The sequence below is a fragment of the Paraburkholderia gardini genome, from assembly GCF_907164575.1.
GTDB lineage: Bacteria > Pseudomonadota > Gammaproteobacteria > Burkholderiales > Burkholderiaceae > Paraburkholderia > Paraburkholderia gardini.
This window is the reverse complement of sequence record NZ_CAJQYY010000010.1, coordinates 91,557-103,956: the sequence shown is the minus strand read 5'-3', so window position 1 is coordinate 103,956 and position 12,400 is coordinate 91,557. Positions and strand designations below refer to the sequence as shown.

Genomic DNA, 12,400 nt, shown 5'->3' with positions numbered 1-12,400 from the left:
GGCCGTCAGTCCAGCGGCAGGACCTTGAAGCCCTCGGCATCGATACGCAGATAGCCGCCGCGCCGTGTGCCGTGATCGAGTTCCCAGTCGGGCAGAACCCAGCGCGTGCCGCCGGGTTCGACGTGCGTCGCGGGGCGGTGCGTGTGGCCGTGAATGATCGTTTTCGTCCTGGATTTGCGAAACAGCGCCGCGATCGCTTTCGACGTCACGTCGTATTTCGGCGAGACGGGTCGCGAGCGGCCTTCTTCGCTCGCTGAGCGCATCCGTTCCGCGAGCTTCCTGCGCCACCTGAACGGCCACGCCAGAAACAGCGCCTGCACCGCCCGATTGCGCGCGAAGCGGCGAAACACCTGATAGCCGCGATCGGCTGTACAGAGCCCGTCTCCGTGCGCGAGCGCGATGCGCGTGCCGAACGCGGTGATGACAAACGGGTCCGGGAGCCAGATCGCGCCGGCCGCTTTCATGAAGCGCTTGCCGAGCAGGAAATCCCGGTTGCCATGCATGATGTAGAGCGCGATGCCGCGCTCGGTCAGCGTATGCATCAGCGCCGCCATGCGGGCGACGAACGGATCGCCATCGGGCGCGACGAGCATGTCGTCGCCAATCCAGTACTCGAACAGATCGCCGAGAATGAAGACCGAATCCGCCTGACCGGCCGTCACGCGGATGAAATGCTCGAACGCGGCGACCGTGCACGGAATCGCCTCACTCAGATGAAGATCGGAGATGAGAAAAAACGGGCGTGCGGCGTGCGGGCGTTTGTCCTCGCCAGGCACGCCCGCGGCGACGCTTCGCAGCGGCCTTTCTTGCAGCATTGAAGGTGCTCGTGATGTCCTGCGTTAAACCGGAAGAGGCGGCATGAAACGCCGCCTCTCCTGTCTCGTGCGCGATGCCGCGATTATTCGGCGATCACGGCTTTTTCGATGATCACGTCGTCGACCGGCACGTCCTGGTGAAAGCCCTTCGAACCGGTCTTTACCTTGCGGATGGCGTCGAGCACATCCAGGCCTTCGACAACCTTGCCGAACACGGCGTAGCCCCAGCCCTGCGGCGTCGGCGACGAGTGGTTCAGGAAGTCGTTGTCGTTCACGTTGATGAAGAACTGGGCCGTTGCCGAGTGCGGATCGTTCGTGCGCGCCATCGCCACCGAGCCCTTGACGTTCTTCAGGCCATTGTTCGCTTCGTTCGTGACCGGCGCTTCGGTCGGCTTTTGCTTCATGCCCGGCTCGAAACCGCCACCCTGGATCATGAAGCCGTCGATCACGCGGTGGAACACCGTGTTGTCGTAATGACCAGCCTTCACGTAGTTGAGAAAGTTTTCAACCGACTTCGGCGCTTTTTCGGCGTCCAGTTCGAGTTTGATGATGCCGTGGTTCGTGTGCAGTTCGACCATGATGGGATCCTTTGACTGACAGGTGAGTGAAGGGCGCGGACGGCGCCTGTCGCCAGTCCGCGCGGAGGTGTTTCCGCAGGTGCGCTCCGGATGCGTTCGAAGCGCGTTGTTACCTGCTTACTTGCTGATGATGGTTGCCGACTGGATCACGACCTGCTTTTGCGGCACGTCTGACATCGGGCCGCGCGTGGTGGTCGGTTCACTTTCGATCTTCTTCACGACGTCCATGCCCGACGTGACCTTGCCGAACACGGCGTAGCCGTTGCCGTCCGGATTCGGGTAATCGAGGCCGGCGTTATCCACCGTATTGATGAAGAACTGCGCCGTCGCCGAATCCGGATCGCTCGTGCGCGCCATCGCGAGCGTACCCGCTGCATTTTTCAGACCGTTGCGGCTTTCGAGCGGAATCGGCGCGCGCGTGGGCTTTTCGGCGAAGCTCGTCGTGTAGCCGCCGCCCTGGATCATGAAGCCCGGAATCACACGATGGAAAATCGTGCCGCTGTACTGGCCGGACTTCACGTAATCGAGGAAATTCGCGACGGTCTTCGGCGCCTTCTCAGGGAACAGCTCGACGCGAATGTCGCCTTCCGATGTCTTGAGGAGGACGGACGGATGCGCGGCCTGCGCCGGTGAACCCGTTTGTGCAAAGACGGGCGCGTTCGTGATCAGGGCGGCGCTACCGAGCGCCAACATCAACCATTTCATGTAAATCCTCGGGGTGAAGAAATCGGGATGACGAAAAGCGGGCCTATTGCGACGGCGCGACGTAAGGCGGCACCGCGAGCGAGCCGGTCGGGCCGCCGAACTGGAAGGACGGGCTTTCAGTCACATTGTTCACGGCGCGCGCGGTGTAGTCGTCGACTGACGCGGCGTTCCTGCGCGGGGTCTTCTTGCCGCCGGGCGGCGACGAGACGATCTTCTGGATGTCGGCGAGACGCTGCTGTGTCGTGCCGCTCGCGTGGCCGATGCCCTCCGCGCGTTTGTACGATTCAGCGGCAAGACGCAGATACAGGTCGCCGAGGTTCTCGTACGCGAGGCCGTAATCCGGATTGACGCGGGTCGCGGTTTCGAGTGCGGCGCGGGCTTCCGGATAGCGGCCTTCCTTCGCATACAGCGCGGCGAGGTTGTTATAGGGCTCGGGCAGTTCCGGATACATCTGCGTGAGTTCGGTGAAGGCAGCGATGGCGTCGTCGTCGCGGTTCAGGCGCGCGAGCACCGTGGCGCGCTTGAACTTCGCCTGTGCGTCACGCGGATTCGATGCGATGCGCGCGTCGAGCTGCTTCAGTGCGCCGGTCCAGTCTTTCTGTGCGATCGACGCATCGATTTGCGGTGTGCCGTCCACGACAGCTTTCGACTGCGCGTGCGCGGCGGGACCCGCCAATACCATGAGGGCAACGCCGCAAAACGCAGTCGCGGCGAGGGTCGCAGCGCGTCGCGCGCGGCCGCTGGAAGGTTTCATAGGCTCAGGTCTGGGTGTTATACTCCGACCCATTCTAACAAAAGGTCTGCGCGTTCCGTCGAACCACAGACTGTCTTTTCGCCACTCGTGGTCGTCTCCGCCTTGAATGCAGCCTGACCGCAGCACGAAATGCCCCGGTTTGCTGTCAGCTTCGTTTGCCTGCTGTCCCTGTCGTACCCGTCCAGGTTGTGAAACCGGGTTGTGAAATCGGGTTGTGAAGCGCCGGGTGCAGCATGCACGTAACACAATGCGGATTTCTTTCGGCCCACGCATCGTCTCTATGGAATCTCTGCGCATCTACAACACGCTCGCGCGTGACAAGCAATCTTTCGTGCCGCGCGAAGCGGGCGTCGTGCGGATGTATGTCTGCGGGATGACCGTGTACGACTACTGCCACGTCGGTCATGCGCGCGTGATGGTGGTGTTCGATATCGTCCAGCGCTGGCTGCGTACACTGGGCTATCAGGTCACGTATGTACGCAACATCACCGATATCGATGACAAGATCATTCGACGCGCCGTCGAAAACGGCGAGACAATCAAGTCGCTGACCGACCGCTTTATCGCCGCGCTGCATGAAGACGCGGACGCGCTCGGCATCGCGCGGCCCGATATCGAGCCGCGTGCCACCGACTTCATTCCACAGATGCTCGGCATGATCGAGACGCTCGAGGCAAATGGCTACGCGTACCGGGCGACGGATGGCGACGTGAACTATGCCGTGCGCAAATTCGCGAACTACGGAAAGCTTTCTGGCAAGTCGATCGAGGATCTGCGCGCGGGCGAGCGCGTCGCGGCGAACGACGCGAAACAGGACCCGCTCGACTTCGTATTGTGGAAGAGGTCGAAGCCGGAAGAGCCCGCCGACACGGGCTGGGATTCGAAGTACGGCCGTGGCCGTCCCGGCTGGCACATTGAATGCTCGGCGATGAGCTGCAGTCTGCTCGGCGAGCACTTCGACATTCACGGCGGCGGTCAGGACCTGCAGTTTCCGCACCATGAGAACGAACTGGCACAGAGCGAAGGCGCGTCCGGGCAAACGTTTGTGAACTACTGGATGCACAACGGCTACGTGCAGATCGACAATGAAAAGATGTCGAAGTCGCTTGGCAACTTCTTTACGATTCGCGAAGTGCTTGCGCGATACGATGCCGAAGTCGTACGCTTTTTCATCGCGCGCGCGCATTACCGTTCGCCGCTGAACTACAGCGACACGCACATCGACGACGCGCGCAGTGCGCTCACACGTCTTTACACTGCGCTGAAGGATGTCGAACTCGACGAAGCAGCGGACGATGCCGCGCCCGACTGGAACGAAGCGCACGCGCAACGTTTCCAGGCCGCGATGAACGACGACTTCAATACGCCGGTTGCGGTGTCGGTGCTGTTCGAACTGGCGAGCGAAGTCAACCGTACGCGCGACGCAGCGCTCGCACGGCGATTGCGTGCGCTCGGACGTCTGCTGGGTCTCCTCGGTCGCGAGCCACGTGTCTTTTTGCAGCAGGCCGCGGGTAGCGCGAACGAGGGCGCACTCGATGCCGCCGCGATCGAAGCAAGAATCGCGGCACGCGTCGCCGCCAAGCAGGCGAAAGATTACGCTGAAGCAGACCGGATCCGGGCGGAGTTGCTCGAAGCCGGTATCGCACTTGAAGACAAACCGGGCGGGTTGACCGAGTGGCGCCGCGTGTGAGCGCGCCCCGAACATCCCTCTGATCGACTCGCCAGGCAGGAGGCAGGATGGCAACGGCCACGAAGACGCCGGCTAAACGCGCCGCGTCTCAAACAGGCGCGAGCGCCGCGGTGAAAACGGCGCGCGCACGCAGTAAGGCAAGCCCCTCGCTGAAGGCGGCTTCGACAGCGGGCAACGGCGCAACGGCAGCGGCGAAAGTGTCCGCTGGACTCGCGACGAAAGTGGCGGGCAAACGCGCGCTCAACGGCGCATCGCATACACCGCGCAAGCTGGCGAAGTCCGTGCACAAGCCGCACGTGAAAGGCAATGGCGCGTTGCCGGCGGAACACGCGGGCGACGTGCAGGAACTCGCACGCGACACGCTGCATGATGGCGAAGTCGTGCGCAAAACCCGTGCATCGACGTCGGCCGAAGTCGCCGTGCCGGTGCAGATCGTCGGGCTCACGCCCGAGGTGACGCGTCCGCCATACTGGGACCGCGCATGTGCCGATCTCGTCAAACGCGACCGTATTCTCAAGAAGCTGATCCCGAAGTTCGGCCCCGTGCATCTGCTGAGCCGCGGCGACCCGTTCGTGACGCTCGCGCGCTCGGTCGTCGGCCAGCAGATTTCCGTCGCGGCCGCGCAGGCCGTGTGGCAGCGCGTCGAAACAGCGTGCCCGAAGCTCGTGCCGCAGCAGTTCATCAGGCTGGGGCAGGAGAAGCTGATGGCATGCGGACTCTCGAAGCGCAAGTCGGAATACGTGCTCGATCTGGCGCAACACTTTGTGTCGGGCGCGCTGCACGTCGGCAAGTGGGAGTCGATGGAAGACGAGGCGGTGATCGCCGAGCTCACGCAGATTCGCGGCATCGGCCGGTGGACGGCGGAGATGTTCCTCATCTTCAACCTGTCGCGTCCGGACGTCCTGCCGCTCGACGATCTTGGCCTGATCCGCGCGATCAGCGTGAACTACTTCAGCGGCGAGCCCGTCACGCGCAGCGAGGCGCGCGAGGTCGCGGCGAACTGGGAGCCGTGGCGCACCGTTGCAACCTGGTATATGTGGCGTAGTCTCGACCCGTTGCCGGTCGACTATTAAGCGGCTCAACGCGTAGCTATCAATATCTAAAAATCGATAGTTTAGACGCGGTTTTGACATGGCTGGGCGCGGTTAGAATACGCGCTGCCGGTAAGTCCAAGGATTACAACCAATGAAGACCACGTTTCTGGATTTCGAACAGCCGATCGCTGAACTCGAAGCGAAGATCGAAGAATTGCGCTTCGTGCAGGACGATTCGGCCGTCGATATTTCGGAAGAGATCGAGCGGCTGTCGAAGAAGAGCCAGCAGCTCACCAAAGACCTCTACGCGAACCTGAGCCCATGGCAGGTTTCGCAGATCGCGCGTCATCCGCAGCGTCCGTACACGTTCGACTACGTGAGCGAACTGTTCACCGATTTCCACGAGCTTCACGGCGACCGCAACTATGCGGACGATCTGTCGATCGTCGGCGGTCTCGCGCGTTTCAACGGCCAGCCGTGCATGGTGATCGGTCACCAGAAGGGCCGCGACACGAAAGAGCGCGCACTGCGCAACTTCGGCATGCCGCGCCCGGAAGGCTATCGCAAGGCCGAGCGCTTCATGCGCCTCGCCGAGAAATTCGGCCTGCCCATTTTCACGTTCATCGATACGCCGGGCGCCTATCCGGGCATCGGCGCGGAAGAGCGCGGCCAGTCGGAAGCGATTGGCCGCAATCTGTACGTGATGGCCGAGCTGAAGACGCCGATCATTGCGACGATCATCGGCGAAGGCGGTTCGGGCGGCGCGCTCGCGATCGCCGTCGGCGACAGCGTGCTGATGCTGCAGTTCTCGACCTATTCGGTGATCTCGCCCGAAGGCTGCGCGTCGATCCTGTGGAAGAGCGCCGCGAAGGCTCCGGAAGCCGCCGAGGCGCTGGGCCTGACCGCGCACCGTCTGAAGGCACTGGGCCTGATCGACAAGATCGTCAACGAGCCGCTCGGTGGCGCGCATCGCGATCCGAAGGGCATGGCAGCCATGCTGCGCCGCGCGCTGGCCGATTCGCTGCGTCAGTTCCAGGGCATGAGCATTCAGGACCTGAAGCAGCGCCGTTTCGAACGCCTGATGGCGTACGGCAAGTTCAAGGAAACGACGCCGGGCGCCTAAGCCGGCGTCCGTTCTCAAGGGCGCATTGCGCCTTTCCGCCGTGACTCTCCCCACTGAAAATCCCGCCGACCGCCTCGTTATCGATGCGGTCGGCGCGGCGTTTGCCGCGCTGCCTGCCGGTGCGCGTGTTGCCGTCGCGTTTAGCGGCGGCCTCGACTCGACATCGCTGCTCGACGCCGCAGTGCGCGTTGGCGGCGCATCGCGTTGTGTGGCGTTGCATATCCATCATGGGCTGAGCCCGCACGCCGACGAATGGCTCGCGCATTGCGATGCGTTCGCGCACGCACGGGGCGTCACGTTCGAGGCGCGGCATGTCGACGTATCGCGCGAAACCGGCGTGAGCATCGAGGCCGCGGCGCGCGATGCGCGCTACCGCGCGCTCGACGCGATGTGCGCCGGGCACGACGTATCGGCGCTGTGGCTCGCGCAGCATGCGGACGATCAGGCCGAAACGGTGCTGCTGCAATTGCTGCGCGGGGCAGGGCTTGCCGGCCTCGCCGCGATGGCGCCCGAGCGGCTCGCGCCGGGCGCGTGGATCGTGCGGGTAAGGCCTTTGCTGCATGTGCTGCGCGCGCAACTGGAACAATATGCGCATGCGCGCGACCTGAGCTGGATCGACGACGAATCGAACGCGGACACGCGTTACGCCCGCAACGCGCTGCGCCATGAAGTGTTGCCGGAACTGGCAGTCCATTTTCCGGGTTTTCGCGATGCGCTTTCGCGGACCGCGACGCACGCCGCCGCCGCCCAGCGTCTGCTCGACGAGCTTGCGCGCATCGATATGCAGGAGGCTGCCCGTCACGATGCGCGCGCATTGTCGCGTGACGCATTGCTCGCGCTCGACGATGAGCGGGCCATCAATCTCCTGCGTTACTGGATGCGCACGCTCGGTCTGCCGGCGGCGTCGACGGCGCGCCTCGCCGACGCACTGCGCCAGCTTCGGGATGTCACGCGCGATCACGGCATGCGTGTCGACCACGCGGGCCAGAGTCTGCGCAATTATCGCGACGAAATTTTCTGGGAAACGGGCGATAGCACCGAACCCGCCGACGAAACCGCGATCGACACACGACCTGTGAGCGAGCTGACGTGGCGCGGCGAGTCGATCTGGCGTTTGCCGCAGTGGCGCGGCACGTTCGTGTTCGCTGAAGTCGAAGCGGACGATCCCGACGCGATCGCCGAGCCGCTGCTCACCCGCACGCCGCTGTCGGCGCGCGCGCGCGCGGGCGGCGAGCGCATGCGGGTGGACGCGAACGGACCGGGCAGGACGCTGAAAAACCTGTTCCAGGAGCGAGGCGTGCCGTCGTGGAAGCGCGATGTGCCGCTCGTTTTCAGCGGCGACGCGCTGCTTTTCGTGCCGCTCATCGGCGTCAACCGCGAGACGGCCGCCATCGCCGCGGACGAAGCCGAGGCCGATGCGTCACGTTATTTCCGCCTCGACTGGCGTCCGGACGTGCTGATCGCCTGACAGCTCGCGCAGCAGCCGCGAAATGTTCCGAAAAAACGCGTAAGTCCTTTGTACACAAGCGTTTGACAGCCGTTTTTACGGCATTCCGGCTTGTCTTTTTTCTCCCGATCAGGTACGTTAACCTGTTTGCCCGGCGAGATTTTGCCGTGTTTTTATCGTAATCCCGGTCATGTCCGGACCGGTTGCCAGGCGCATCCCGCTCGCAACCTTCCTGTTACGGGCAAATGAAGCGCAAATAAAGGGCAAACCCCGCGCATGCTGCACGCGCGCTGCATTTACGCCGCCACACTCCATCGTCATTCCTGTCGTTGTCTGTTGTGCGGTCGTCTCCAGCGTGCCCAGCGCGGTCACCACTCCAGTTCAGAACGACAATGGCACTCATCGTACATAAATACGGCGGCACTTCGATGGGCTCGGTCGAGCGCATCAAGAATGTCGCGAAGCGCGTCGCCAAATGGCAAAAGGCCGGCCACAAGATGGTCGTCGTGCCGTCGGCGATGTCTGGCGAAACGAACCGTCTGATCGGTCTCGCGAAAGAAATTTCCGCCCAGCCGAACCCGCGTGAACTCGACATGATCGCGTCCACTGGCGAGCAGGTCAGTGTCGGCCTGCTGTCGATCGCCCTGCACGAAGCAGGCGTCGACGCGGTCAGCTACGCCGGCTGGCAAGTGCCGGTGAAAACCGATAGCGCGTTCACGAAAGCGCGCATCAGCGATATCGACGGCGAACGCGTGCTACGCGATCTCGACGCCGGCAAGGTCGTCGTGATCACGGGCTTCCAGGGTATCGATCCGGACGGCCACATCACGACGCTTGGCCGCGGTGGCTCGGATACGTCGGCGGTCGCGGTGGCCGCGGCGCTGAAAGCGGACGAGTGCCTGATCTACACCGACGTCGACGGCGTCTACACGACAGACCCGCGCGTGGTCGAAGAGGCGCGACGCCTCGATCGCGTGACGTTCGAGGAGATGCTGGAAATGGCTAGCCTCGGCTCGAAGGTGCTGCAGATCCGCTCGGTTGAATTCGCCGGCAAATATCAGGTGAAGACGCGTGTGCTGTCGAGCCTGACGGATCCGATGATCCCCCTCGAAACGGAAATGAGCTCGGGCACCCTGATTACTTTTGAAGAAGACGACACCATGGAAAAAGCAGTCATCTCGGGAATCGCGTTCCAGCGCGACGAGGCCCGTATCGCCGTGATGGGTGTGCCCGACAAGCCGGGCATCGCATATCAGATCCTCGGCCCGGTGGCGGACGCGAATATCGACGTCGACATGATCATCCAGAACCAGAGCGTCGATGGCAAGACGGCGTTCACGTTCACGGTCGGCCGTGGCGACTATCAGCACGCGATGGACATTCTCACGGGCCAGGTGCAGGGCCACGTGAACGCCGGGCAGGTGCTGGGCGATCCGAAGGTATCGAAGATCTCGGTGGTCGGTGTCGGCATGCGTTCGCACGTTGGTATCGCGAGCACGATGTTCCGCACGCTGTCGGAAGAGGGCATCAACATCCAGATGATCTCGACGTCGGAAATCAAGATATCGGTGCTCATCGACGAGAAGTACATGGAGCTCGCCGTGCGCGCGCTACATAAGGCATTCGAACTCGATCAGGCGTAACGGGGTGCCGGTGTAACGATCTGCGGTGGACCGGTTCAGGGCGCGCTGCATCGCCTTCGATTGCATGGCGGGTGCCGAGCGTGAACGAGTTCGAATTGAATTCACGCTTCAACGACGAACTGGCACAAAAAATGTGTCGTGGAAATTGACCACGTTGCGTGAACCCGCTATTATCTTGGCTTCGTCGCGCTGACTCCCTGCGCGAGCGAAAGTTTGGGAGACGTGGCCGAGAGGTCGAAGGCACTCCCCTGCTAAGGGAGCATCTGGGCCAAAACCTGGATCGAGGGTTCGAATCCCTCCGTCTCCGCCAGTGATGGCGGCGAAACCCCGTAAGTTCCCGGACTTACGGGGTTTTGTTTTTGTGCCGTGCCGTTGTTCTTCCACCCGCATCGATACGTCGCGTATAACGCGGCACGCCGATTGCTCCATTGCCCTCATCGAAACGAAATGTTTGACGCACACTGAACGCATACCCATGCTGGCATGCGGCTCGCGCGAACTCACGGAGGTCACGTCATGGACAGCACTTCAATTGAGGAGCGGATTCGGACCCGCGCCTATCATCTCTGGGAGAATGCACCCGATCCCAAAGGCGTGCCTGACGAATACTGGGAGCAGGCCCGCATTGAAATTCTGAGAGAGGAAAGCGGTGGCAAGTCGCTGGAAAGCGGCGCTGATCCGGATGACAAGGCATGAATCCGCCGTCGCTGGTTTCGTGCAGCCTGGGCAGGCGGAATCGCGCGTGTCGAGACGACGACTGCATCGATGGTCTGCATTGTCTGTCTGACCATCGACGATATCCCTTCGTATCCGCGCTATCTCATGCGGTGTCTCCGCCAGGCGACGTGGCTGCATGAATCATGACCCCCATTCTTCGGGTGCGCGAAACCTTTTCAAATCTGCCAGCCGTGTAACCACTCGTTACGGAGCCGCCCAGGATGCGAGGTTGTGCATCAGTTATTACAAAGTTGAAATACACGGATCGTCACCTTCAGTTATATTCCGGCCAACAAAATCAACTCGCCAAAGGTGAATACATGAAGTCGGCTCGTGTTGTTTCGTTGTTGATCGGGGCACTGGCGGTTGGGGCGTCAGGCGTTGCGATGGCAGGCGTGAGCGTGGGTGTCAATATCGGCATTCCGGCTCCTGTCTACATTGCGCCGGCGCCGGTCTACGCACCGCCGCCGCCTCCGCCTGTCGTCTACCAGCCTGCGCCGGTATATGGGGCTCCGGTGTACGGCGCTCCGGCGATCGTGATCGGCTGGCACGGTGACCGTTATTACGATGGTCGCCGCTATTGGGCGCGCGATGACTGGTATCGTCATCATCCTCCGGGCCGTGACTATAACCATGGTCACCACGACAACGGTCACCACAACGGCTGGCACTAAGCGTGTCGTGATGCCGGATGTGGAACAAAAAGCCGCCCTGACGGGCGGCTTTTATCTTTGCTTCTTCGATCAACGCGATGACATCGGATGCGCTTCGCCTTGCGAGGCGACCGGTGAGCGCACGTCGCGTTATTCAGCTACACCTGCCATGCCGCCGACGACTTCGCTAAAGCCGCAGTCGACGTGGACGATCTCAGCGGTCACGCCGCCTGCGAGATCGGAGAGCAGGAACGCCGCGGTGTTGCCGACCTGTTCGATCGTCACATTGCGCTTGAGCGGTGCGTTGTTTTCGACGAATTCGAGAATCTTGCCGAAGCCCTTGATGCCGCTTGCCGCAAGTGTCTTGATCGGGCCGGCCGAAATGCCGTTCACGCGAATGCCCTTGCCGCCGAGCGAGACCGCCAGATAGCGCACGCTCGCTTCAAGCGACGCCTTCGCCAGACCCATCGTGTTGTAGTTCGGAATTGCCTTTTCAGCGCCGAGATAGCTGAGCGTCAGCAGCGCTGCGTCGTCCGACAGCATCGGCAGCGCGGCCTTCGCGAGCGCGGGGAAGCTGTACGCGGAGATGTCGTGCGCGATGCGGAAGTTCTCGCGCGTCATGCCGTCGAGGAAGTCGCCAGCGATCGCTTCGCGTGGTGCGAATCCGATCGAGTGGACGAGGCCGTCGAGACTGTCCCAGTGTTCCTTCAGCGAGACGAAGAGGGCATCGATCTGTGCGTCGTCCGCGACGTCGCACGGGAAGATCAGATTGCTGCCGAATTCGGCGGCGAATTCGGTGATGCGGTCCTTGAAGCGCTCGCCGACATACGTGAAGGCGAGTTCGGCGCCTTCGCGTTTGCACGCCTGCGCGATACCGTATGCAATGGAACGGTTCGACAGCAGGCCGGTTAGCAGGATTCGTTTACCAGCGAGAAAGCCCATGAAATCTCCAGATGAAGTCTGCGCGCCGTGGCGTTCGGCCCTGATCGGCGAGGTTGGGCCGGGCTTGATGTGCGTTGAAGCTGAATCGAACCGGGCCCCGCCCTGGCCGGATGGCCATGATGTGGCCAGACGTTCGGGTCGCGCGGGTTTATTGGGTAGAATTCTCTCACATTGCAACTGCCCCCTGACCAATAAGGCCCCTATGACGACTGGCTTGCCAACTGGCTCGCAATGGCCACATCCGTTTCGTGCTGGATGGCATGCCGTGTTTTACGCGTTGTCGCGCGTTGGCGTCATGG

Annotated in this window: 12 protein-coding genes and 1 tRNA gene; 8 read left to right on the top strand and 5 right to left on the bottom strand. The window is 62.3% G+C overall.

Annotated elements, in window-relative coordinates:
- Positions 1-5: 5 nt before the first annotated feature.
- From LPA34_RS10465 to LPA34_RS10450, 4 genes are all read right to left on the bottom strand, one after another.
- On the bottom strand, positions 6-815 hold the full coding sequence (locus tag LPA34_RS10465) for a UDP-2,3-diacylglucosamine diphosphatase (RefSeq protein ID WP_228977693.1): 810 nt from the start codon (positions 813-815) through the stop codon (positions 6-8).
- Between the two features lie 83 nt (positions 816-898).
- Positions 899-1,393: a peptidylprolyl isomerase gene (locus LPA34_RS10460; RefSeq protein WP_228977691.1), complete on the bottom strand. Its 495-nt coding sequence runs from the start codon at positions 1,391-1,393 to the stop codon at positions 899-901.
- Positions 1,394-1,510: 117 nt separating this feature from the next.
- Positions 1,511-2,098 carry a peptidylprolyl isomerase gene (locus tag LPA34_RS10455; RefSeq protein WP_228977689.1) on the bottom strand — a complete coding sequence of 196 codons (588 nt, stop codon included), beginning with the start codon at positions 2,096-2,098 and terminating at the stop codon, positions 1,511-1,513.
- Positions 2,099-2,141: 43 nt separating this feature from the next.
- Positions 2,142-2,885, bottom strand: coding sequence for a tetratricopeptide repeat protein (locus tag LPA34_RS10450; protein WP_228977688.1), 744 nt, complete (start codon positions 2,883-2,885; stop codon positions 2,142-2,144).
- Between the two features lie 247 nt (positions 2,886-3,132).
- Between LPA34_RS10450 and cysS the strand changes: the two genes are divergently transcribed.
- The 8 genes from cysS to LPA34_RS10410 all read left to right on the top strand — a co-directional run bounded on the left by cysS (position 3,133) and on the right by LPA34_RS10410 (position 11,180).
- On the top strand, positions 3,133-4,542 hold the full coding sequence (cysS, locus tag LPA34_RS10445; protein WP_228977682.1) for a cysteine--tRNA ligase: 1,410 nt from the start codon (positions 3,133-3,135) through the stop codon (positions 4,540-4,542).
- 47 nt (positions 4,543-4,589) lie between these two features.
- A complete protein-coding gene (locus tag LPA34_RS10440; protein WP_228977680.1) occupies positions 4,590-5,615 on the top strand; it encodes an endonuclease III domain-containing protein in 1,026 nt (341 codons plus the stop codon).
- 112 nt (positions 5,616-5,727) lie between these two features.
- Positions 5,728-6,699, top strand: coding sequence for an acetyl-CoA carboxylase carboxyltransferase subunit alpha (locus tag LPA34_RS10435; RefSeq protein WP_090530526.1), 972 nt, complete (start codon positions 5,728-5,730; stop codon positions 6,697-6,699).
- Between the two features lie 40 nt (positions 6,700-6,739).
- Positions 6,740-8,167, top strand: coding sequence for a tRNA lysidine(34) synthetase TilS (gene tilS / locus LPA34_RS10430; RefSeq protein WP_228977678.1), 1,428 nt, complete (start codon positions 6,740-6,742; stop codon positions 8,165-8,167).
- Between the two features lie 371 nt (positions 8,168-8,538).
- Positions 8,539-9,789: an aspartate kinase gene (locus LPA34_RS10425; protein WP_228977676.1), complete on the top strand. Its 1,251-nt coding sequence runs from the start codon at positions 8,539-8,541 to the stop codon at positions 9,787-9,789.
- A gap of 216 nt (positions 9,790-10,005) precedes the next feature.
- Positions 10,006-10,099: transfer RNA gene (locus LPA34_RS10420), tRNA-Ser, on the top strand.
- A gap of 206 nt (positions 10,100-10,305) precedes the next feature.
- On the top strand, positions 10,306-10,485 hold the full coding sequence (locus LPA34_RS10415; RefSeq protein ID WP_228977673.1) for a DUF2934 domain-containing protein: 180 nt from the start codon (positions 10,306-10,308) through the stop codon (positions 10,483-10,485).
- 341 nt (positions 10,486-10,826) lie between these two features.
- The gene (locus LPA34_RS10410) at positions 10,827-11,180 is read left to right on the top strand and encodes a hypothetical protein (RefSeq protein ID WP_228977672.1); all 354 of its coding nucleotides are present in this window, start codon (positions 10,827-10,829) and stop codon (positions 11,178-11,180) included.
- Positions 11,181-11,309: 129 nt separating this feature from the next.
- On the opposite strand, the gene fabI is transcribed toward LPA34_RS10410, so the two are convergent.
- Positions 11,310-12,101, bottom strand: coding sequence for an enoyl-ACP reductase FabI (fabI, locus tag LPA34_RS10405; RefSeq protein WP_228977669.1), 792 nt, complete (start codon positions 12,099-12,101; stop codon positions 11,310-11,312).
- Positions 12,102-12,400 lie beyond the last annotated feature (299 nt).